The organism is Mycobacterium interjectum (genome assembly GCF_900078675.2).
Lineage (GTDB): Bacteria > Actinomycetota > Actinomycetes > Mycobacteriales > Mycobacteriaceae > Mycobacterium > Mycobacterium interjectum.
This window is the reverse complement of the sequence record NZ_LT546237.1, coordinates 4,298,076-4,319,624: the sequence shown is the minus strand read 5'-3', so window position 1 is coordinate 4,319,624 and position 21,549 is coordinate 4,298,076. Positions and strand designations below refer to the sequence as shown.

The window sequence follows — 21,549 nt, the reverse complement described above, 5'->3', positions numbered from 1 at the left end:
GGTATGCGGATTCCCCGACGGGGAGCAACCTGACAAGCCGCCTGCATACCGAACGCAAATCTTTGCTGAGGCACACCCCGCGCTGTGAATTGCGCTACACACGCGTTCGTGGCCAGAGGTGAGAGAGTACTCTCTCACCATGCAGACATCGGGACGTGATCGGCTGCTGGCCGCCGCGATGAGCCTGTTCGCCGCCAGGGGGTACGCGGCGACCTCGGTGGCCGACATCCAGCGGGCGTCGGGCCTGGCGCCCGGTTCCGGCGCGCTGTACAAGCACTTCGGCTCCAAGCGCGAGCTGCTGGAGGCCGCGGTGGCGCACCGGATCGACAGCATCGTGGCGGCGCGGGAACAGTACGACGCCGGGGCGCCCGGCAGCGTCGAGCAGGCGGTGCGCACAGCCGGCCGGCTGATCTGGGACAACCTGAAACAAAGCGAGGAACTGCTCAAGGTCATGCTGCGCGAGCCCGACGAGCTGGGCGATCTCGGGGAGAAGACCTGGCAGGTCATCACCGACAACGCCTACCAGCGTTTCGCCGACGAGCTGGTCGCGTCCAATAGTTCCGGACGCACGCGCATACCCGATCCCGAGGCGACCGCGGCCGCGGCGATCGGGTCGCTGTCCTACGCCGCGACGCTGCAAGCCCTGACCGGGCGACTGCCCGGCAACATCGATGAGGACCGTTACTTCGAGGCCTGGGTCAACCAGACGGTGAGCGTCCTCGCCCACTACCGGAACCGTTAACTATCAATCTATTTCAGGAGTGAAGCTGTGACATTCTCACTGCAACTGAGCGACGACGTGATCGAGGTGCGCGACTGGGTGCACAAGTTTGCGGCCGACGTGATCCGCCCCGCCGCGTCGGAATGGGATGAGCGGGAGGAAACGCCGTGGCCCGTGATCCAGGAGGCCGCGAAGGTGGGCCTGTACTCCCCCGATTTCTTTGCCCAGCAGGCAGCCGAACCGACGGGCCTGGGCTTTCTCACCACGTTCGAGGAGATGTTCTGGGGTGATGCCGGCATCGCGCTGTCCATCCTGGGCACCGGGCTGGCCGCAGCGGCGTTGGCGGGCAACGGAACTCCCGAACAGCTGGGCCGCTGGCTTCCCGAGATGTTCGGCACGCCCGACGAACCCAAGCTAGGGGCGTTCTGTTCGTCGGAGCCCGACGCCGGTTCCGACGTCGGCGCCATCCGCACCCGCGCGCGGTTCGACGAGGCGGCCGGCGAATGGGTCCTCAACGGCACCAAGACGTGGGCGACCAACGGAGGCATCGCCAACGTGCACATCGTGGTGGCGTCCGTCTATCCCGAGCTCGGCACCCGCGGCCAGGCCACCTTCGTCATCCCGCCGGATACCCACGGGTTGTCGCAGGGCCAGAAGTTCAAGAAGCACGGCATCCGCGCATCGCACACCGCCGAGGTGGTGCTGGACAACGTCCGGCTCCCCGAGGACACGATCCTAGGCGGCCGGGCGAAGTTCGAGGAGCGCATCGCCCGGGTCAAGTCCGGCGCCTCGTCGCGCGGACAGGCGGCGATGAAGACCTTCGAGCGCACCCGGCCCACGGTCGGTGCGATGGCCGTCGGCGTGGCACGGGCCGCCTACGAATACGCCCTCGACTATGCCTGCCAGCGTGAGCAATTCGGCCGCAAGATCGGCGAGTTCCAGGCCATCGCGTTCAAGCTGGCCGACATGAAGAGCCGCATCGACGCGGCACGCATGCTGGTGTGGCGCGCCGGCTGGATGGCGCGCAACAACCAGAGCTTCGACTCGGCGGAGGGCTCGATGGCCAAGCTGGTGGCCAGCGAGACCGCGGTCTACGTAACCGACGAGGCCATCCAGATCCTGGGCGGCAACGGGTACACCCGCGACTACCCCGTGGAGCGGATGCACCGCGATGCGAAGATCTTCACCATCTTCGAGGGCACCAGCGAGATTCAGCGCCTGGTCATTTCGCGCGCCCTGACGGGCCTGCAAATCCGATAGGCACCGCGCCGGAGCCGTCGGACACCGCACGCGCCATGATGGCGGCATGACCTCCGACATCCGCGTCCTCGACGGCGAGGACGACCTGATCGCCGCGGCCAACGTGTTCCGCGCCGCGATGGTCGGGTTTGCGCCGCTGTCGAACCTGGCGCCCGGCCAGATCACCAAGCTGCTCGAGCCGGGCCGCACGGTCGGTGCCTTCGCCGGCGGCCAGCTGGTCGGCACCGCCGACGCCGTGACGAGCGGCCTCACCCTCCCCGGCGGGGCGGTCGTCGGTCATGCCGCCGTGACGCACCTCCGGGGNGGGGCGGTCGTCGGTCATGCCGCCGTGACGCACATCGGGGTGCTGCCGTCGTTCACCCGCAAGGGGATCGCCACCGAGCTGATCCGCCATCAGCTGGACGACTTCGCCGCCCGGGGCGAGGTGGTCGCGACGCTGCGCGCCTCGGAGGCGACGATCTATGAGCGGTTCGGCTATGGGGTGGCGAGCTCGTCGCAGACGGTGGAGGTCCACACGGCACGGGCGGCGTTGCGTCCCGAGGTGGGGACCGGTGGTCCGGTGCGACTGCTGGACATGGGTGAGGCGTGGGACGTCCTGCCCCGGATTTACGCCGCGCATCGACCGCCGCGCCCGGGAACCATCGATCGCCCGGGGGTCTGGTGGCACAGCGTGCGGATGCGCACCGAATCCTCGCCGGGCCCTTCGTATGTCGCGGTGCATGGCGACCCGGGCCGCGAGACCGGTTTCGCCCGCTACCGCCCGGTCGACACCGAGGCGTGGTTCGTCAGCGACCAGCGCACCATCGCCGTCGAGGACTTCTTCGCGCCCACGCCCGACGCCTATCTGGGCCTGCTGCGCTTCCTGCTCGGGCTCGATCTCATCGATCGCGTGGTGTTCTGGATGATGCCCGTCGACGATCCGCTGCCCTGGTTGCTGATGGACCGGCGGGCCGTGCGGGTGACCGCGGTGCGCGACGAGACGTGGCTACGCGTCGTCGACGCGCAAGCGGCGCTGGCGGCGCGCCGATACGTCGGCGACGGGTCGATCACGATCGCGGTGGATGACCCTCTGCTGCCGCACAATTCGGCCGGCTTCGCCCTCACGCGCGACGGCGCGGAACCGACCGACCGGCCCGCCCGGCTACACGTCGGCGTCGAAGGCCTCGCCGCGGTTCTGCTCGGGGGCACGACCTGGCGCAGCCTCGCCGCCGCGGGGCTGGTCCGCGCCGCCGATCCGGAGGCGCTGGGGATCGCCGATCGGTTGTTCGCGGTGGCCGACGCACCACACGCCGGATTCTTTTTCTGAGACCGCCGGGGGACGAAGTGATTGCCATCGTCGGGGCGGGGATATGCGGGCTCGCGGCAGGCGGCGCCGGTCGCGTCGGCGCGCCGCGGCCGCGTCGTCGCGTTCGTCGGGAGCAACCTGATGAAGTTCGGCCCCCTGCTGGGCGAGTTGCTCGCCGAAGCCATGGTCAGCGACGCGCTGCCGGCCGATCTCGTCCTAAATTAGCTGCGCCGCAGCCCATCCGGCGTCAGCCGTGGGGCGCCTCGGAGATCTTGGAGTCCGGCTTGCCCAGCGTCTGGCACCACGTCGTGGCCGACAAACGCGTGGCGGATATCTCCATACTGGTCGGGTCGGCGCCGCTCTTGTCCTTGAGCATCTTGCTGACCTCGTCGCTTTGCTTCTTCTCGTCCTGCGTGGTGAAGTCCTTGCACTTGGTGTCGCCTCCGGTGTTGATCACCTGTGAGGCAGAACACCCGCCGGACAGCAGCGCGGCCACCGCAACCGTTGCCGCAGCAATTTGCTTCATCATTTGCCCTCCTGGGTTCGCAGTGAGCTATCTGTACACCAAATCGGACGATTTCAAACCTTACCCGCGCTTTGCGCTGGATAGCCGCGCGTTTGCAGGACCCGTCGGCAGAACCCGCGCGAGGCTGTGCAATGAGTTGGTTCAGCGGGAATAACTCCCTCGGCGGCATTGTCCAGTACCTGTCGTCGGCCGCCCACGCAGTTCAGATCTCAGGGGGAAAATCCGTGCTCTCGTCGAAAGGGTCGACCGCCCTGCCAAGCGGGCCACCGCCGGCGGCGGTCACGCTGGAAGAGCACGCAGACCCGCGTGCGGGGCAAGCGACGTTCGTCAGCGTCTTGGCCCTGGTGTTGGCGACGGGCTGGGTCGCCAATCACTTCGTCGCGCTGATGCCCTTGATCAGCGACCGCCAACACCTCAATGCGACCAGGCTCGACGCCATCTTCGCGATCTACGCGCTGGGGTTACTGCCCGGACTGCTCGTCGGCGGGCGGCTGTCCGATGCGCTCGGGCGTCAGGCGGTGGCGCTGGCGGGCGCGACGGCCACTCTGGTGGGGACCGTGGCGATGCTCTTCTCGCAGCAGGCCGACGCGCTGCTGGTGGGACGTTTGATCGTCGGAATCGGCGTTGGTCTCTTGATGAGTTCCTGCACCGCATGGGCGTCCGACCTGAAAGGTCCCGCCGGGGCGGGCACCGCCGGAGCGGTGTTGCTCGGCGGCTTCGCCCTCGGTCCGTTCGCTGCGGGTCTGATCGCGCGGTCCGGACAACCCGGCATCCGGTGGTCGTTCGGGCTGGCCGCCGCCCTTGTCGTGGCGGCGATGGTTTTCTCAGTCGCGACGGTCCGACGGGGAAACGCGACCGCACCGGCAACTGCGCACGACTGGGAGCCGTCCGCGGCGGCTCGGCAGGGCACCGCGTGGGCGCTGAGCTGGGCCATGCCGCTGGCCCCCTGGGTGTTCGCGTCGGCGACGCTGGGGTTCATCACGATTCCCGGCCGGTTGCACACCGGACTTGCGGCACCCGTGGCCGCGGGCACCGCCACGCTGATCGTCAATGGTGTCAGCGGACTCATTCAGGTACTCGCCCGCGCGCTTCGTTGGGGGCCGCACGCCGGCACCGCGGGCGCACTGCTGGCCGCGCTGGGATACGCGGTCACCGCGGTGGCCCCGCCGACCATCTCGCTGCCCCTGGGCCTGTCGGTTTTCTTGATCCTGGGGTGCGCGTCGGGCCTTTGCCTGCGCGACGGCTTGATCGATCTCGAAGCCGCGGCGCCGCGGCGCCTGCGTGGTGCGCTCGTGGGAGCGTTCTACGTGGTGACCTACATCGGCTTCGGCCTGCCCCTGATACTGACCACAGTCGGGCCCGCGGTCTCGACGATGATTCTGGGCTCGATCTCGCTGCTGGCGTTGGCAACGGCGGTGAGTCGCGCGCTGCGGCTGCGACGGGCTCCTCACCGCCAGAGTTGATTCGGTGGGGTCCTACGCCGCCGCGGCGTCGCGTATTGTGCCGACAACGCTCAACCCTGCCAACCGCCGCCATGAGCGAATGGCGTTGCGCGTTAACTCCACGACGCGGGCGGCTCCAACATCCGCGTTCGCCAATCTGTGCGCTTTGAGGGCGTTGCCGGTTACGGCATCTAGCGTGTCCCAGTCGTCGGCCTCAACGAACGCGGTCGATTGACAGGCGGCCCGGACCGCGTACCGTTCGGCGGTCACCGGCGTGGTACGGACCGCGCGCGCGGCGCGGGCGGCGCCATCCCATTCGGCGATTGGCGGCGTCTCGCCGGGGGCGAGCCGGCGATGCAGTTCGGCGATGTCGGCGATGGCCTCGGCCGCAGCGTTCTCGGCGTATTGCACAACGCCCCACGGCGGGCTGACCAGCAGCTTGGCCACCCATGGGTGCACGACGGTGTCGGCGACATCGGCCGTGCCCACCGTTAGCCACCCCAAGTCAAGGACCAGCAGGCTGTCCTGCGGTGAAAGATAGCCGTCGGGCCCGGCGAGCAGGTCGTTGCACAACTGGACGAAGGAGGCGAGCGGGCGGGCCGAAGTCGCCGGGAAGTCGGTGATGTGCTCGTCGCCTTTGATGTACGAAATCGCGTTCATTGCACACCCTTTGCCCGATCCGGGCTGATGCGATCCTCTGGCCAGTCGCAGCGGGTGGGTGATTCGGTCCACGTCCATTTGGGTTGCTTCCTACCGTTCGCCGGCGCGATTCACCCATGCTATGGCACGCGAGGTCTCGGCAGGTCGCGACACGAGAGCCGGATTTCCCGGGGCGGTTCGACTGGCGCACCCGGCGCCCGCGAGCCTTGGGCGGTCAGAGCAATTCGCGGAGCGTCTCGATCAGCTTGATCCGTTCGGCGGACGACCCGGCGATGGGTGCCACGTTCAAGGTGGTCACTCCCGCCTCCCGAAACGCCGCCACGCGCTCCCTGACGAACTCGCGGGTACCGATCAAGTTGACGTCGCGCACGAGGTCGTCGGGCACCACCTTGGCCGCGCCGTCCTTGTCGCCCGCCAGGTAGAGCTCCTGGATCCGGTCGGCTTCGGGCCCGTAGCCGTATTTGGTAGCCAGGGTGTGATAGAAATTTTTGCCCTTGGCGCCCATTCCGCCGATGTAGAGCGCCAGGTGCGGCTTGACGAATTCGCGCAGTGGCTCGACGTTTTCGCCGATGGCCAGGACCGGTCCCGCGTAGATGTCGACGTCCCCCAGCGCCGGGTCGCGCTTGGCCCGGCCGGCAACCAGCGCGTCACCCCATACGTCGCGCGCTTTCTCCGGCAGGAAAAAGATCGGTTGCCAGCCTTCGGCAATCTCGGCGGCCAGCTCGACGTTCTTGGGTCCCAGTGCCGCCACCAGTATCGGGATGCGCTCTCGGACAGGACGATTGATGAGTTTCAGCGGCTTGCCGAGACCGGTGCCCTGGCCGGCGGGCAGCGGGATCACGTAGTGCTTGCCCTGATGTTGCACGGTTTCGCGCCGCCACACCTGCCGGCAAATGTCGATGACCTCGCGGGTGCGCGCGATCGGGGCGTCGTAGGGCACCCCGTGGAAACCCTCGATGACCTGAGGGCCGGAGGCGCCCAGACCTAACGTGAACCGGCCGTCGGAGACGTAGTCGAGGCCGGCTGCGGTCATCGCGGTCAGCGTGGGGGTGCGGGTGTAGAGCTGCAGGATGCCCGAGGCCAGCTGAACCCGTTCCGTGCTCGCCGCCAGATAGCCCAGCGCGCTCACCGCATCGAACGAATACGCCTCGGGGACAAAGACGATGTCCAACCCGGCTCGTTCCAGGTCGGCCACTTCGGCGGCGACGTCCTTGAACCCGCCCGCGTAATTGATCCCCAATCCGATCCGCATGTTCAGGATCCCTTCGCGACCGTGAACTGGTCGGCGAGTTCGACGGCCTCGTGCTGGATCCGCTCGAACTGGGCGCCCATCGCATCGGACAGCGCCGTCGCCCCCGACAGTGGCCGCACCATCACCATGAACTCGTCGATGAGCCCGTCGTCGTTGAAGTGCAGGAAGTCGCAACCGGTGATCTTCACCCCCGGCGCCCCCGCTATCCCCGCCTCGAACACGAACGCGTGGTCGCGGCCGTTGGCGTCGGCGATCTCGCGGATGTAGTGGAAATCCTCGAAGACCCGCAACACGCCGCGCAGGATCGCCGCGGTTATCGGCTTGCCCACATAGGGCTTGAACGCGACCGGGCTGATGAACACAACGTTGTCGGCCAGCATCGCCTGGATGGCCCCTTCATCCCGTTCCTCAACCGCCGCGCGAAAGGGATGCGTAGCAACCACGAGACACCTGCCTTAGTCAATTTGTTGAGTAGGTGGGGTTGACGCTAGAGGCCGTTCGCCGTCGTGTCGATGTGCGGTTAATCACTTTTTTGAGTATTCGCATTGTTAAGCTAGTCGCCGTGTCGCTGCGTGATGCGGTGCTGGCCGCACTCCTCGACGGTGAGGCCTCCGGATACGACCTGGCCAAGAGCTTCGACGCCTCGGTCGCCAACTTCTGGATGGCCACCCCGCAGCAGCTGTACCGCGAACTCGACCGCCTTGCCGAGCAAGGATTGATCCGGGCGCGCGTCGTGCAGCAGGAGCGCCGACCCAACAAGCGCATGTTCTCGCTGACCGAGTCGGGTCGCGACGCGATCCGTGACTTCACTGCCCGGGCGCCGAAGCCATCGGTGATCCGCGATGATCTCGCGGTCAAGCTGCTGGCCGCTGATGCCGGTGACGCGCGGGCCGTCCGTGACTTCATGGCGGAGCGACTGCAAAGAGCTAAGACCAAACTTCAGCGCTACGAACGGATGCGCGCCCGGATGCTCGACGGCCGCGGTGAGAAGGAATACCTGGCTCGCAGCGAACGGGTGGGCCCCTACCTGACGCTGCTGCGCGGAATATCGTTCGAGGAAGAGAACGTTCGATGGGCCGAGCGCGCGCTGACCATCCTCGACGGTCGCCTCTCGCGCTCTTGAGGCAGTAGGGAGCGCGTCAGCCCACCGCGTCACCCGGATATTGCCGGCCGATCGGCTCGTCGTGACCCTCCTCCGGGAGGTTCCCGTCGCCATCGGCCCCTGCGCGCTTGGCCGGCTTCTTCTTCGACGGCTTCTGCGGAGCCGTGCTGCCCGGCGGGCGGTGACCGTTGTGCGTCGCCAACCCAGTGGACGCGCTGACCATCTCGATGGCCTTCTCCGTGTACACGCGATAGCCGAAATTCGGCAGGTAGCCATGGATTTCGGGGGTGTCGAGATCACGCATGAACTGCAGGATTTCCCGGCTGAACACCTGACCGGGGACCAGCACGGGAAATCCCGGGGGGTAGGGCGTGACGTAGGTCGCCGAGACGATGTCGGCTCCGGCGTCCAGCCGTTCGATAATCTGCTCGCCCATGAGGTATTCGCAATTGGTGTCGTCGTAGGAGAGGTAGAACGCTCGTCGGACGTCCCCTTCGGGCGTCGCCTCGCTGCCGCCGTGATCCAGGAACGCCGGGTGAAAGCCGCTGAAATCGGGCAGGGATAAAGACATTTCGGTCAGCCGGTAGACCGCCTGCGCGAAGTGTTCGCGCTCACCGAGGCTCATCTCGGAGATGTTCTGGTCCAGCTCGCGGGCGATGTTGACGAGAACTTCCACCAGGAACGCGACGGAGCTGCGCGTGGTGCCGATGTTGGTCATGAAAAGCACGCTGTTGCGTGACGTCTTGTTGATCTGAATCCCGTAGCGGTCCATCAGTTGCTGGCGTTTGAACGTGTCCCCGTCGTAGCCGGTGGGCCCGATGAACAACGTGATTCGCGACGGATCGAGCACGAACTCGTCCTGGTCCCAGGCGGCCATCATGTTGCGCAGGCCCGAGCGCAGCGGCTGCGCGATGGCCGAGGGACGGAAATCCTCCGGGATCAAATCGGAAGTCCGCAGGCACCGCATGTACTTGCTGAGCAGGGGGTGGTTGTCGATCGCGTCGCGCAGCTGCATCGCGTTTTCGATCTGCCGCTGCACCAACTCCACGCCCTCCAGCGCCACCTGTCGGCGCCCGAGGTCCAGCGACGCCAGGATCTGGTAGTTGGGCGAGGTCGAGGTGTGCGCCATGTAGGCCTCGTGGAACGGCTCGGCCACCTTTTGGTCGAAGTCCTGATCGAAGACGTGGATCATCGAGCCCTGCCGCAACGCGGTCAGGGTCTTGTGGGTCGACTGGGTGGCATACACCCGCACCCGCGCGCGCGCCGGGTCCGGAATGAGGCGGCGGTCCAGCAGGTCCTCTTCGCCGGCCGGGTCGACTGCCGGCTGCTGCTCGAAGCGGCGCTTGTAGTCGGGATCGGCGAGCCGCTCGCGCAGTGCCCGTGCCGCGGCCATGGCGGTGCGCGTCCGATAGACCGGGTGGAAACGGGCGAACGCGAACCATGCCTCGTCCCACAGGAACACCAGGTCTCCCTTGATGGCCAGGCACTCCTCCATGACCCGCTCGACGTCATAGACGATGCCGTCGAAGGTGCAGTTGGTCAGCGACATCATCTTGACGCGGTCGAGCTTGCCGGCGCGCTTGAGCGCCAACAACTTCGACTTGATCTCGCGCAACGGCACCGCGCCGTACATCGAGTAGTCGTTGAGCGGATACGCCTCGAGGTAAACGACATTCGCACCGGCGAGCATCATCCCGTAGTGGTGGGACTGGTGGCAGTTGCGGTCCAGCAGCACGATGTCGCCGGGGACCCTCCCGGTCCGACCCGGCATCGGTTTCGCGGCACCGGGCCACGGGTAGGATGGCCGAGGATTCCAAAGCGTGCCCAGCGGTGCCATGAGCCGCTGGTCCAGCTGACCAAGTGGCACAACAAGATTGGCCGCCGGCCCCAGCGAGGCCGCAACCGACCCGTCGCCCATCGGCTACGGTCGATGGCATGAGTGAAGTTTCTGCAAACGGCCGAATCGACGACGTCGCCGCGGGCGACATCATCACCGTCGACCGCGGCGCCGGCGAACAGCCGTACAAGGTGGTCTTCAAGGACTTCGCCGACGGCCGATACCTCGTCACGCTCGAGGGCGCCGGCGAGACGTTCCAGCTCGACATGGCGTCCGGCACCACCGTCAGGAGGTCGCTGGGATCGAAATGGGAATCGGCGCAGAGCCCCACACCCCGCTCGGAGGCTTGAGCCGACGTCGCGCTGTCGCGGGTTGACTGGTTCTGCCAGCATGGAGACTGTGGCCGCGGATCCGCAGCGGCCGGGTAGCGCTCGGAAACGCTGGAGTTCGAATGGCTGACATCACCACCTTGATCCGCGCCGACCACGACTGGTTCCGCCAACGGTTCGCCAGGCTGGACTCGCTGCGCGGGCAGGAAAATGTCAACCCCGCCACGCTCGAGCGAGTATGGCGTCCGCTCGCCGACAAGCTCGACGTACACGCCTATATCGAGGAGAAGATCTTCTACCCACAGCTGTTGAAGCGCGGGACCAACGATCCCGAAGGCGAGACGCTCGATGCGATCGGCGATCACAACGACATTCGCGACGGAGTGCGCGACGCCGACGCGGTGCCGGTCGGCACCGAGGAGTGGTGGGCCGCCGTCGCGCGCACCCGATCGGCCAACGACGACCACATGGGCGAAGAGGAACGGGACGGATTGCCGGACTTCCGTCGCAGCGCCCCGATCGGCCTTCGCGAGGCACTCGGGCGGCAGTACGGCGAGTTCATGGCCGAGCATCCGACCACTGAGGGATTGTCGATCGTCGACCGCGATCCAGAGCGCTATGTCGAGGACGTCGAGGCAAGGCCGTCATCCCACCGCGCCGATTTTTCGCTTCGAATCGGCAGCCTGAAAGGCCAATGAGCCATGGCAAGCACCGACACCGACGTCGTGGCGATCACGCAGTTGCTCAACCTTTACGGGTTCGCCGTGGACAGCCAGCGGTGGCAACTGTTCGACTCGATCTTCACCGCCGATGTGGTGGCGGACTACGGGGCGTCGTCGCGGTGGAGCGATCTGGCGCGGTTCAAGGCGGACTTCGCCGCCTACCACGATCCGTTCGATGCCACGCAGCACACCATCTCGACCCATGTGGTCCGCGCCGAGGGGGACGTCGCGCACAGCTTTTGCAACGGCGGCTGGCGCCTGGTGCGCAAGGCCGCCGATGCGGGACCCCTGTGGGACGGGACGGGCTGGTATGACGACGCCTGGCGGCGAACGCCCGCCGGCTGGCGAATCGGCCGGCGGACGTGCCGCATCGCCTGGTGGACCGGCAACCCGCTCGTCAACGAGACGATCCCCGGGGTGAAGTTCGACCTGACCACCACTGCCCTGCGACGCGAAGCGGCCGCCGGGCGGGTCGGCGTCCTCGGGCCCGCGCCGGGTGGTTAACTGCGACCGTGCGCAGAGAACCGAGACTGGCGCGGCGCTTCTTCGATCGATTCGAACCGGTGCATGCGGTGACGTACTTCGCGCCGGAGGCGCGGTCGGCCCTGGACGGGCTGGGTTACCGAGGCTTCTGGATGGGCTATTTCGCCGCACGGTCGGCGCCGCTGGGCATGGTGCCGCGCGAGGTCGTGGCCGCCGTCTTCTATAACTTCGCCCCGGAGCGGGTTGCCAAGGCCCTCCCGGCCGCGTGGGAGATCGCCGGTCCGCAGGCCGCGCTGCGCGCCCGACAGGAATCCGCCGTCGCGGCGCTGCGCCGCTACGGCGTCGTTGCGGATGAAACTGTCGCTGTGGCAGCGGAATTGGCGGGCCGGGCGGCGCGCGAGGCGCCCCTCGACGGGCGCCCGCTGTTCGCCGCGAACCTGGCGCTGCCCTGGCCGGAGGATCCGCTCGCCGCGCTGTGGCATGCGACGACGCTGTTGCGCGAGCAGCGCGGCGACGGGCACGTGGCCGTGCTGGCCGCCGCCGGCATCTCGGGCCGGGAATCCAACGTATTGCATGCCGCGGCGGGCCGGGTCCAGCGCGACTACATCGCCCGCACCCGCGACTACGACGAGGCCGCGTGGCGGCATTACGAGCAACAGCTGGCCGAGCGCGGTCTGCTGGACGACGACGGCTCGCTCACGGCGGCCGGCCGCCAATTGAAGGACCGCATCGAATCGAGCACCGACACGCTCGCCCTGTCGGCCCTCGACGCGCTCAGCGACGACGAGGTGGAGACGCTGTTCCAGGCGCTCACCCCGGTCACCCGGGTGGTGATCGCCGGCGGCGATATCCCCGCCAAAACTCCGATGAGCCTGAGCCGCGACAACTTAGACGACGGCGGCGCGCATGTGGTCAGCAGCTAGCGTGATCGGGCGGAGCCGCTGATGACCAAGGTCGATATCGCCGCTCTGCTCGCGCTTGGTTCCGCGCTTTGTGTCGCGGTCGGCGATGTGCTCCAGCAACGCGCGACGCATCGGATCAGTGACAAGTCGGCCGGCCAGATCGAACTGTTTGCGAGGCTGCTGGGAAACCGGCGTTGGCGCTGGGGCGCCCTGCTGCTGGTAGTCAGCATCGCATTGCAGGCGGCCGCGCTGGACCAGGGTTCGGTGCTGCTGGTGCAGGCGTTGCTGGTCCTGTCGCTGTTGTTCGCGCTGCCCATCAGCGCCAGGCTGTCCAATCGCAGCGTGACCGTGCGCGAGTGGATCTGGGCCGTCCTGCTCACCGCCGCGGTGACGGTGATCGTCACCGTCGGCAACCCGCAGGCCGGCCGCGCGGGCGCATCCCTGCACACCTGGGCAGCTGTGCTCCTGGTCTTGGCGCCACTGCTCGCCGGATGCGTTGTGGCCGCCCGGGTTTGGGGAGGCGCCGTGGCCGCGGTGCTGTTGGCCTTCGTCTCGGGTTCGCTCTGGGGCGTCTTCGCGGTCCTCACCAAGGCGGTTGTCCACCGGCTCGGCGAAGGCGGGTGGGCGGTCCTGCAGACACCGGAGCTCTATGCCTGGTTGCTCGTCGCACTGGGCGGTTTCGGGTGGGAGCAGTCGGCTTTTCGTGCTGGTTCCCTGACGGCGTCGATGCCCACGCTGGAGGTGTCTCAGCCCGTGGTGGCAGCGTTGCTCGGAGTCGTGGTCCTCGGCGAGACCCTGGACACCGGTGGTGGCGGGGCAATCACGCTGGCGCTGGCGGCGCTGGTGATGACCGGCGCCACCGTCGAGTTGGCGCGCATCGATGCGGTTGCGACGCACAATAGGGTCGCGGCGGCTATCGCGCGCTGACCGGTTGTGCCACAACGTGATCCATTGGCGATCCGTCGCCGTTTGTCATGTCGCGATCGGCCACCGCGGTGGCCAGCGCCGTACCGTTCCTGATCGTCCCGATGATGTCGACGTGGTCGTTGATCGCGAAATGTGAAGCGGCGATTGCGGATCGGCTGGTGATGAAGGCGGTGTTCGGGGTGACGAGATAGGTCTGGGTGTATCCGTCGGCGCTGCGAGCGGTCACCGAGTCCGCCGACACCGCGATCACGGTTCCCTGCTGGCGCACCGGCTGCGGGACCGGGGCCTGCCCCAAGGTCGCCTCTACCGTTGGCTTTTCGGGCTCGGCGGTGTTGGTCACCAACGCGGTCAGGCTCGCGGCGCACACCACCGCACCGGTGACGATCTCGCACACGGCGGCAAGGCCTCGCGTTTTGCGCGGCAGCTTCCGCTGCGCCGACGGCCTTTGCCCCGACGGTTCGGTCATGCGGTGCTTGGCGCCCACGGGTCAATCCTTCCTTCGGTTTTGCGCCGACCAACGTCGGCGCCTTCCGAATCAGGTTGTTGCCCGTGGTGTTACCCGCAGCGCTGCACTGATAAACCGCGCGGCGGCCGTCAGCCCTTGGCGAGGGTGAATTGCGCGACGTCGGTGTAGCCCTCGCGGAACAGCTCCGCGCACCCGGTGAGGTACTTCATGTACCGGTCGTACACCTCTTGGGACTGAATCGCGATGGCGTCGTCGCGGCGCGCCTCGAGCGCGGCCGCCCAGGTGTCGAGCGTGCGGGCGTAGTGCAGGCGCAACTGCTGGACCCGCTTGACGGCGAAGCCGGCGTTCTCGGCATGCTGCTCGACGGCCGTGGCGTTGGGCAGGTCTCCGCCCGGGAAGATCTCGTCCATGATGAATTTCATGAACCGCAGCTTGGTCATGGTGATCGGCAGTCCGCGTTCGGCGAACTCCGCATCGCTGGGCTTGATGATGGTGTGCAGCAGCATCACGCCGTCGGCGGGCAGCGCCTCGTAGGCCATCTTGAAAAAGTCGGGGTAGCGGTCGCGCCCGAAGTGCTCGAAGGCGCCGATCGACACGATGCGATCCACCTTGTCGTCGAACTGCTCCCAGCCCCGCAGCAGCACGCGCTTGGTCCGCGCGCTGGGATGCCGGTCCAGGCGTTGCTGCACGTGCGCCTGCTGATTGCGGCTCAGCGTCAGGCCCACGACGTTGACGTCGTAGCGTTCGAGCGCGCGCACGATCGTCGTGCCCCAGCCACACCCGATGTCCAGCAGCGTCATACCCGGCTGCAGGCCGAGCTTGCCCAGCGAGAGGTCGACCTTGGCGAGCTGTGCCTCTTCGAGCGTCATGTCGTCGCGCTCGAAATAGGCGCAGCTGTAGGTCCGCGTCGGGTCCAGGAAAAGCGCAAAGAAGTCGTCGGACAGGTCGTAGTGCGCCTGCACGTCCTCGAAGTGCGGCTCCAAGCTGACGGCATCGGTCTTATCTTCGGGCACGGCACAACCCCTGACGTGGACTTTTTGGTCTCAGCGGCGTGTGATCTCAACCGCGCGAGTTACTGGCCCACCAGTCTATCCGTCCGGATGACCGCGCCACGAATCGTCGGCTTCGCATGCGGGAAATGGCGCCGTCACAGTTTTCAGGTGTGGAAGAAGCTCGCCGTGGCTAATTGAAGGGGGGAGCCGTGTCGGACCGGCGGTGCGGCCGGACGGCATGGGACTGAATGCGGAGGCCGACCATGGAACCGATATCGCCGATGGATGCGCTGTTCCTCATCGGGGAGTCGCGCGAACATCCGATGCACGTGGGCTCGCTGCAGCTCTTCGAGCCGCCCGAGGACGCCGGGCCGCACTTCGTGCGCGAGTCCTATCAGGCGATGCTGGAATGCGCCGATATCCAACCGACGTTCCGCAAGCGCCCGGCGTTCTTTGGCGGCCTCACGAACGTCGCGTGGTCGCTGGACAGGGACGTCGAGCTGGATTACCACCTTCGCCGCTCGGCCCTGCCGGAGCCGGGACGGGTTCGCGACCTGCTGGAGCTGGCTTCGCGACTGCACGGCACCCTGCTCGACCGCCATCGTCCGCTCTGGGAAGCCCACCTCGTCGAGGGACTGCAGGACGGGCGGTACGCCGTCTACACGAAGTACCACCACTCCCTGATGGACGGCGTATCGGCGCTGCGGTTGGTGCAACGCGCCTTCACCGCCGACCCCGACGACGACGAGGTACGCGTCCCGTGGAGCCTGCCGCCGCGTCAACGCGCGGCGCGCGGGAAACGGCCGTCGCTGCTCGAGCGGGTCGGCCGTGCCGCGGGGTCCGCGTTCGGGTTGGCCCCGTCAACAGTTCGGCTCGCGCGGGCCGCGCTGCTCGAACAACAACTGACCCTCCCATTCCGGGCGCCGCGCAGCATGTTCAACGTCCGGATCGGCGGTGCCCGCCGGGTGGCCGCACAGTCCTGGTCGCTGGACCGCATCAAGGCGGTGAAGTCGGCCGCCGGGGTCACGGTCAACGACGTGGTGCTCGCCATGTCCGCCGGAGCGCTGCGCGCCTACCTCGTCGAGCAGAACGCCCTGCCGGACGCCCCGCTGACGGCGATGGTTCCGGTCAACCTCCGCAAGGACGACGATGACCGTGGCGGCAACATGGTGGGCACCTTCCTGTGCAACCTGGCGACTGACCTCGACGACCCGGCGCAGCGGCTGGAGACCATCAGCTCGTCGATCCGCGACACCAAAGAGGTGTTTGCGTAACTGCCCACGGTGCAGCAGCTGGCCCTGTCGGCGTTCAACATCGGTGGGCTGTTTTTCGGGCTGATTCCCGGATATCTCTCGACGGCCTCGCCCCCGTTCAACATCGTTATCTCGAACGTCTCGGCCGGGCCGGCCGAGCCGCTGTACTGGCGTGGCGCCCGGCTGGATGGCAACTATCCGCTGTCGATCCCGCTCGACGGGCAGGCGGTCAACATCACCGTGACCAACAACGCCGACAACCTCGACTTCGGCCTCGTCGGCTGCCGCCGCAGCGTCCCGCACCTGCAGCGGCTGCTCGGCCATCTGGAGACGTCGCTGAAGGATCTGGAACGCGCCTTCGGCGAGTGAGCACCCGCGCAGCTAAACGACGCGGAACGAAACGGCTTTCGGCCGCGTCATTCCAGATGCAAGCAAAATCGGGCGCCGACCGGAGGACCGCAAAGATGTCAGTTGCGAAGACGTTGGGCGGCTTGGCGATTGCCACCAGTTGCTGTGTCGCGGGAGCCGCGCCGGCACACGCCGACCCCGACGCACAGGGTGGCGAGCTGAACCCTTACGGCACGCTGCGCTGTGGCTGCCCGGACGCGGCTGGGCCCAGCACGCGGGAGCCGAACCGCAACGAGATCAATCGGGGATTCCGGGAGGGCTTGTCTGCCAGGATACCCGGACTGCCGCCACCCAGCCCATAAGAGTCAAACGTTGTTGTCTGTCAACGCAATTGAATCGGTGGCGTAGTTCAGGCACACCGTAGTGCCGCCGGGGCGCGCGTTGATGGTGCAGTGATCGGCCAGTGCGTGCATCAACATGATGCCGCGCGACGCGCGAGGGTCGTTGGGTTTCTTCGGCGCCGGCCGATGCCAGGTCCCGCGGTCGCTGACACGCACGCTGATCGATCGCGCGGCGGGATCGTAGCGGGCCTGCAGCTCCATGGTGCCGGCGCGGTGATGCGTGCGGTAGGCGTGCTCAACGCAATTCGCGAGCGCTTCGCCGGCGCCCAGGAGGATGTTGTCGCGAACGTCTGCAGACACGTTCGTCGCCTCGCGCAACCACACTCGCAGTGCACGACGCAATTCGGTTGCCGTAGCGGCGTCTGCGGCGCCGGCGCGGGCGAATCGCGCCGGAGTGGCGGCCATCAGCGAATCGGCAGTCATGAAACATGCATACCCAGTTGTCGCCGGCACGATAACCCGGCCGAGTATCGCTTAGGCCACAGATTGCGCTCAGCCGGGATCACGGATGCGGCACCATGATTCGCCCAAGCCGGCCCGTTCATGCGGCCTCCGCGGCCGCGCGCTCCTCCTGCAGCCGGTCTTTGCTGCGCAGCAGCCGCAGCAGCGTCACGAGACCCAGTCCACCCACGACATTGCCGGCCGCGGTGTAGGTGAACCACCCCAGCCAGTCGAGGTAGCCGAACGGCGCGCGACCGGTCACGAGCGCGCCGAAAATCAGCAGCGAGTCGAGGATCGAGTGGAACATCTGCAGGCCGGCAAGCAGGAACGCCACGGCGATTGCGGCGGCGATCTTGCCGGGCACCGACTCGGTGCCGTGTTGCATTCGGGTCATCAATGTGATCGCCATGCCGCCGAGGACGGAAAGTGCCAGGGTTTGGGTCGACATCGGCGCCGCCGCGAAGTGGGTGCCCGAGTCGATCGTCTGCTCGCGCAGCTGCGGGAACGCGGTCATGAGCAGCCACATGATCACCCAGCCGCCGACGAGGTTGGCCAACAGCGTGCCGGCCCACAACCTCAGCAGCTGCCGGACGCTGGCGCGCTTTGCGGCCACAGTGACCACGGGCACCAAAAAGCCCTCGGTGAACAATTCGCTGTGGCCCAGCAGCAGCGCCAGGAAGCCGATCGAGAACGCCAAACCTGCCAGCAGCGGCTGGTGGGTGGCAGACAGCACGGAAAGGTAGGCGAGCACGCCCAGCGCGACGTCGGTACCGCCGAAGAAGCCGGTAACCAGCAGACCGCGCCAGGTGCGGTGCATACGCTGGGTGCCCTCGCTCAGCATTCTGCTGAAGGCGTCCTCGAGTCTGTCCTCGATCGGGCTGTCGTATTCGCCGAGCCGGCGCTGGATCGGTTCACTCATCCTGGGTCCTCACGGCCAGCCGTGGATACCCGCTCATAGCTGGGCCAACGCCCGCGCCGAGTGTGACGTCGGTTATAGGCGGCGGCGCGGCGACGATTATTCGAGCACGAAGACCGGGATCTGGCGGGCCGTCTTCGTCTGGTACTCGCCGTAAGGCGGGAAGGCTTCGACGGCCAGTCGCCACCACTGCTCCCGCTCGGCGCCTTTCAGCTCGCGCGCGGTGAGAGAGACCACCTTGTCGCCGTCCTGCACCGTCACCGCCGGGTTGGCCTTGACATTGAAGTACCAGGAGGGATGGTCAGGAGCACCGCCCTTGGACGCCACCATCGCGTAACGACCGTCCTGCTCGACGCGCATCAACGGCACGTACCGCCGCTTGCCTGACTTTGCCCCCGTCGTCGTCACCAGGATGACCGGCCGGTCGAGAATCTCGACCCCGTCGGTCGTGCCTTGCTTCAGGATTTGTTCGGTCTGTTCGCGCACCCAGCCGGTGGGGCTCAGCTCGATCCCGTCGGTCATGGCCTTGCCAACACCGCCGGATGGCCCGTCCATTCCCGGGCCGGTGTCGCCGGCTATCCCGCGGCCCGGCGAACCAACGCGGGATAGTGGCAGACCTGGTTCCCGCCGGCGCGCTTGGCCTCGTACATCGCGGCGTCGGAAGTGCTGATGAGGTCGTCGATCAGCTGTGCGTCGGCCACCGAGGTGTCCAGTGCGATGCCGGAGGTGCCGATGCTGGCCGTGATCGGGAAGGGAATCTCGGCGATCGCCCGGCGGAGCCGTTCGGCCATCGTCGTCGGGTTGGGTGTGGTGTCGGTGTCGACGACCACGAATTCCTCACCGCCCACCCGACCGATCACCGCGGAGGGGCCGCAGTTCTCTTCGAGCACCGCGCCGACCGCGACCAAAGCCTGGTCACCAGCGGCGTGGCCCTGGGTATCGTTGACCTTCTTGAAGTTGTCCAGGTCGATCACCGTCGTCACCAGATACTTGCCCGCGGACCGCCCGTGCAGTGTCAGCAGTTCGTGCACAGCTTCGTAGAAGGAGCGCCGGTTGCGCAGGCCCGTGAGCGCATCGCGGTCGGACGTCCGGAGATCGCTTCGTAGCGTCTGCACCACGGACTGGATCCCGAATGGCACGCCGATGTTGAGCGCCATCACGATAATCAGACCGGCCGTAATCGCGGCGACGTCACCGGTAATCACGATGAATCGGTGCGCCAAGGTCACCGCGCAGACCGTCGCCACGGCGAAATTCGCCCGCACGTAATAGCCGGCGTGGAAGTATGCGATGAAACCGCCGAGCATCGCGAACATAGTGCAGCCCATCAAGCCCGTGTAAGGGTTGGACAGACCCAAACACATTGCGGCGATGGCGGCCATCGCGGCCATCGAAAAAAGGATCGACTGTCGTCGGGTGGGCCAGTGGACCAGCCACAGGCTGGCGCCCGCGAAACCCAACACCGATATCACGACGGATGCCGCCCGGGAGATCGCGTTGATCGGCCCGGTGGGGCTCCACAGCATCAGGATCGGCAGAGCCGCCTGCGATGCCGTGAACGCGAATGTCGCCCTCTGCCAGATGGGCTGCAGGCCACGGCCCTTCAAATAGGCGCTGACCCATTCATAGTGATCGGTTTCCTTCACCATCGACGGCCCGGTTTTGTCACGTGAAGAATTAAAGACCAACTGCGATAAAGTGCAAACTCGAGCCGAATTGAGGCGTCATCGGCGCGGACGCAATACCGGGGTCAGCAGTTCTCCGTTGGCGAGGTAATTGTCGAGGTTTTGGATCGCGAGCAACGCCATCGCCCGGCGGGTCCGCGCGGTCGCGCTGCCGATGTGGGGGAACAACACCACGTTGTCCAGACCCAACAGCTCGGCGGGCACGTGGGGTTCGTCGGCGAAGACGTCCAGCCCCGCTCCGGCCAGCGCGTCCCCGATGAGCAACTCCACCAGCGCTTCCTGGTCGACCACGCTGCCGCGCGCGATGTTGATCAGGTAGCCGTCGGGGCCCAACGCCTCGAGGACGGTGCGATCCACCAGCTTGCGCGTCCGACGGTCGCCTGTGGTGGCGACGACCAGAACATCGACTGACCGCGCCAGCTCCACCGGTGACGGCGCGTAGCGGTACGGGCATCCTTCGATGCGGTGGCGGTTGTGATAGGCGATGGCACAGTCGAATCCGAGCAGCCTGGTCGCGATGGCCGACCCGATCCGGCCCAGGCCGAGGATCCCGACCTGCAGGCCGCTGACGTCCCTGGCGTAGGGAAAGCGGCCGTCGCGTCCCCATCGACCCGCCCGCACGTAGCGGTCGGCGGCGCCGAAACGGCGCAGGGTCATCAGGATCAGGCCAAGGGCCGTGTCTGCGACGGTGTCCGACAGGACGTCGGGGGTGTTGCTGACGCCGATGCCGTGGCGCTTGGCGGCCTCCAGGTCGATGCCATCCACCCCGGCCCCGTAGTTGACGATCGCCTCCAGGTTGGGCAGCGCCGCGATGGTCTCGGCGTCGACGCCGGGCGGGCCGGAGGTCACCACGACGCGGATGGCCCGCGCGTGCCCATCCAGGAACCGGGCGCGCTCCCGGTCCTCGGGAAGCGATGGGATTTCGTAGCGCAGCGCCAGCTCCTGGGCAAAAGTCGGCTCGAAGCTGCCCACCCGCAGCACCGCGTTGGTCTTGTTCACCGTCACGCGTCCATCATCGCCGGGGGGCCTAAGGCACCGCCCACCGAGCCTGCGCTGAGCGCCAGAAACGCGGCCGATCTACGCTCTGGCTGCAGTCTCGACGCCGTTGCCCAAACGTGCGCGCCCGTCGTCAGTCCGGCCGCTTGGGCGGAAACTCGGCGCGCTTGGTGATGGCGTCGCGGTAGGCGTACACCCGATTCGGAATGGTGCCCAGCACCGCGATGGTGCGGCCGCCCCGGCCGTACGCGGCGAGGAACTCCCACGCGTCGGGATCGCCCTCGACGATATCGACCGCGTCGTAATCGGTTGGCACCCCCAGCATTTGGACCTTGACGTCGTACTGGTCGGACCAGAAGTAAGGCAACTCGTGGTAGCTGTCGGCGCGATCGGGGCCGGCCAACAGCGTCCTGGCCGCCGCCTCGCCCTGACGCCCGGCGTCATCCCAGTGCTCGGTGCGCAGGTGCCGCTCGTAGAGCGGGTGCCACCAGCGCGCGACGTCACCGGCGGCGACGACGGCGGCTCCCCCGGTGTCGCCGTCCGCCGCGCCCGTGCCATCGCAGACCACCCCGTCGTCCACGCGCAACCCGGACCCGTCCAGCC

At 67.3% G+C, this 21,549-nt stretch carries 22 protein-coding genes and 3 pseudogenes; 12 read left to right on the top strand and 13 right to left on the bottom strand.

Annotation, left to right across the window (positions count from 1 at the left end; all coding sequences use genetic code 11):
- Positions 1–139: 139 nt before the first annotated feature.
- The 4 genes and pseudogenes from BN4348_RS55445 to BN4348_RS55430 form a co-directional block, all read left to right on the top strand.
- Positions 140–742 (top strand): TetR/AcrR family transcriptional regulator, encoded by a 603-nt coding sequence (locus BN4348_RS55445; protein ID WP_066917173.1) that lies wholly within the window; start codon positions 140–142, stop codon positions 740–742.
- 27 nt (positions 743–769) lie between these two features.
- Entirely contained in the window at positions 770–1,981 is a 1,212-nt protein-coding gene (locus BN4348_RS55440) for an acyl-CoA dehydrogenase family protein (protein ID WP_066917172.1), read from the top strand.
- A gap of 46 nt (positions 1,982–2,027) precedes the next feature.
- A complete protein-coding gene (locus tag BN4348_RS55435; protein ID WP_066917171.1) occupies positions 2,028–3,287 on the top strand; it encodes a GNAT family N-acetyltransferase in 1,260 nt (419 codons plus the stop codon).
- Between the two features lie 78 nt (positions 3,288–3,365).
- Positions 3,366–3,491 (top strand): annotated as a pseudogene (locus BN4348_RS55430) (NAD(P)/FAD-dependent oxidoreductase); the annotation flags it as partial.
- A gap of 22 nt (positions 3,492–3,513) precedes the next feature.
- Here the strand turns inward: BN4348_RS55430 and BN4348_RS55425 are convergent.
- A complete protein-coding gene (locus BN4348_RS55425; RefSeq protein ID WP_066917169.1) occupies positions 3,514–3,795 on the bottom strand; it encodes a hypothetical protein in 282 nt (93 codons plus the stop codon).
- A 128-nt stretch (positions 3,796–3,923) separates the two neighbouring features.
- Between BN4348_RS55425 and BN4348_RS55420 the strand changes: the two genes are divergently transcribed.
- The gene (locus BN4348_RS55420) at positions 3,924–5,255 is read left to right on the top strand and encodes an MFS transporter (RefSeq protein ID WP_084454625.1); all 1,332 of its coding nucleotides are present in this window, start codon (positions 3,924–3,926) and stop codon (positions 5,253–5,255) included.
- Positions 5,256–5,267: 12 nt separating this feature from the next.
- Here the strand turns inward: BN4348_RS55420 and BN4348_RS55415 are convergent, their stop codons facing one another.
- The 3 genes from BN4348_RS55415 to BN4348_RS55405 form a co-directional block, all read right to left on the bottom strand.
- Complete coding sequence (locus BN4348_RS55415; protein ID WP_211145782.1) at positions 5,268–5,894, bottom strand: hypothetical protein; 627 nt, start codon at positions 5,892–5,894, stop codon at positions 5,268–5,270.
- A gap of 214 nt (positions 5,895–6,108) precedes the next feature.
- A complete protein-coding gene (locus tag BN4348_RS55410) occupies positions 6,109–7,146 on the bottom strand; it encodes an LLM class F420-dependent oxidoreductase (protein WP_066917167.1) in 1,038 nt (345 codons plus the stop codon).
- A 2-nt stretch (positions 7,147–7,148) separates the two neighbouring features.
- On the bottom strand, positions 7,149–7,589 hold the full coding sequence (locus BN4348_RS55405; protein WP_264033997.1) for a nuclear transport factor 2 family protein: 441 nt from the start codon (positions 7,587–7,589) through the stop codon (positions 7,149–7,151).
- A gap of 119 nt (positions 7,590–7,708) precedes the next feature.
- Here BN4348_RS55405 and BN4348_RS55400 point away from each other — a divergent pair, with 119 nt between their 5' ends.
- The gene (locus tag BN4348_RS55400) at positions 7,709–8,269 is read left to right on the top strand and encodes a PadR family transcriptional regulator (RefSeq protein WP_066917165.1); all 561 of its coding nucleotides are present in this window, start codon (positions 7,709–7,711) and stop codon (positions 8,267–8,269) included.
- Positions 8,270–8,285: 16 nt separating this feature from the next.
- On the opposite strand, the pseudogene BN4348_RS55395 reads toward BN4348_RS55400, so the two are convergent.
- A pseudogene (locus BN4348_RS55395) lies at positions 8,286–9,995 on the bottom strand (Orn/Lys/Arg family decarboxylase); the annotation flags it as partial.
- Between the two features lie 188 nt (positions 9,996–10,183).
- On the opposite strand from BN4348_RS55395, the gene BN4348_RS55390 reads away from it, so the two are divergent.
- The 5 genes from BN4348_RS55390 to BN4348_RS55370 all read left to right on the top strand — a co-directional run bounded on the left by BN4348_RS55390 (position 10,184) and on the right by BN4348_RS55370 (position 13,448).
- A complete protein-coding gene (locus BN4348_RS55390) occupies positions 10,184–10,435 on the top strand; it encodes a hypothetical protein (RefSeq protein ID WP_066917164.1) in 252 nt (83 codons plus the stop codon).
- A 101-nt stretch (positions 10,436–10,536) separates the two neighbouring features.
- The gene (locus tag BN4348_RS55385; RefSeq protein WP_066917163.1) at positions 10,537–11,112 is read left to right on the top strand and encodes a hemerythrin domain-containing protein; all 576 of its coding nucleotides are present in this window, start codon (positions 10,537–10,539) and stop codon (positions 11,110–11,112) included.
- A 3-nt stretch (positions 11,113–11,115) separates the two neighbouring features.
- A complete protein-coding gene (locus BN4348_RS55380; RefSeq protein ID WP_066917162.1) occupies positions 11,116–11,640 on the top strand; it encodes a nuclear transport factor 2 family protein in 525 nt (174 codons plus the stop codon).
- A gap of 8 nt (positions 11,641–11,648) precedes the next feature.
- Positions 11,649–12,542 (top strand): SCO6745 family protein, encoded by an 894-nt coding sequence (locus BN4348_RS55375; protein ID WP_066917161.1) that lies wholly within the window; start codon positions 11,649–11,651, stop codon positions 12,540–12,542.
- Between the two features lie 21 nt (positions 12,543–12,563).
- Complete coding sequence (locus BN4348_RS55370; protein ID WP_066917160.1) at positions 12,564–13,448, top strand: DMT family transporter; 885 nt, start codon at positions 12,564–12,566, stop codon at positions 13,446–13,448.
- Here BN4348_RS55370 and BN4348_RS55365 read toward each other — a convergent pair.
- Together BN4348_RS55365 and BN4348_RS55360 are read right to left on the bottom strand one after the other, a co-directional pair.
- Positions 13,435–13,932: a single stranded DNA-binding domain-containing protein gene (locus tag BN4348_RS55365; RefSeq protein WP_066917159.1), complete on the bottom strand. Its 498-nt coding sequence runs from the start codon at positions 13,930–13,932 to the stop codon at positions 13,435–13,437. The two genes, BN4348_RS55370 and BN4348_RS55365, sit on opposite strands and share 14 nt — an antisense overlap.
- Before the next feature lie 110 nt (positions 13,933–14,042).
- Positions 14,043–14,927 carry a cyclopropane mycolic acid synthase family methyltransferase gene (locus BN4348_RS55360; RefSeq protein WP_066917158.1) on the bottom strand — a complete coding sequence of 295 codons (885 nt, stop codon included), beginning with the start codon at positions 14,925–14,927 and terminating at the stop codon, positions 14,043–14,045.
- Between the two features lie 242 nt (positions 14,928–15,169).
- On the opposite strand from BN4348_RS55360, the pseudogene BN4348_RS55355 reads away from it, so the two are divergent.
- Positions 15,170–16,528 (top strand): annotated as a pseudogene (locus tag BN4348_RS55355) (WS/DGAT/MGAT family O-acyltransferase).
- 344 nt (positions 16,529–16,872) lie between these two features.
- On the opposite strand, the gene BN4348_RS55350 reads toward BN4348_RS55355, so the two are convergent.
- The 6 genes from BN4348_RS55350 to BN4348_RS55325 all read right to left on the bottom strand — a co-directional run.
- The gene (locus tag BN4348_RS55350) at positions 16,873–17,331 is read right to left on the bottom strand and encodes an ATP-binding protein (protein ID WP_066917157.1); all 459 of its coding nucleotides are present in this window, start codon (positions 17,329–17,331) and stop codon (positions 16,873–16,875) included.
- A gap of 118 nt (positions 17,332–17,449) precedes the next feature.
- Positions 17,450–18,268, bottom strand: a complete 819-nt coding sequence (locus tag BN4348_RS55345) for a formate/nitrite transporter family protein (protein WP_066917156.1) — start codon at positions 18,266–18,268, stop codon at positions 17,450–17,452.
- Between the two features lie 96 nt (positions 18,269–18,364).
- Positions 18,365–18,787 (bottom strand): nitroreductase family deazaflavin-dependent oxidoreductase, encoded by a 423-nt coding sequence (locus tag BN4348_RS55340; RefSeq protein ID WP_066917198.1) that lies wholly within the window; start codon positions 18,785–18,787, stop codon positions 18,365–18,367.
- 53 nt (positions 18,788–18,840) lie between these two features.
- Positions 18,841–19,914, bottom strand: a complete 1,074-nt coding sequence (locus tag BN4348_RS55335) for a GGDEF domain-containing protein (RefSeq protein WP_066917155.1) — start codon at positions 19,912–19,914, stop codon at positions 18,841–18,843.
- Positions 19,915–19,989: 75 nt separating this feature from the next.
- On the bottom strand, positions 19,990–20,955 hold the full coding sequence (locus BN4348_RS55330) for a 2-hydroxyacid dehydrogenase (RefSeq protein WP_066917154.1): 966 nt from the start codon (positions 20,953–20,955) through the stop codon (positions 19,990–19,992).
- A 124-nt stretch (positions 20,956–21,079) separates the two neighbouring features.
- Positions 21,080–21,549, bottom strand: a 470-nt coding sequence (locus BN4348_RS55325; protein ID WP_328589050.1) for an oxidoreductase C-terminal domain-containing protein, incomplete at its 5' end; no start/stop codon positions are given.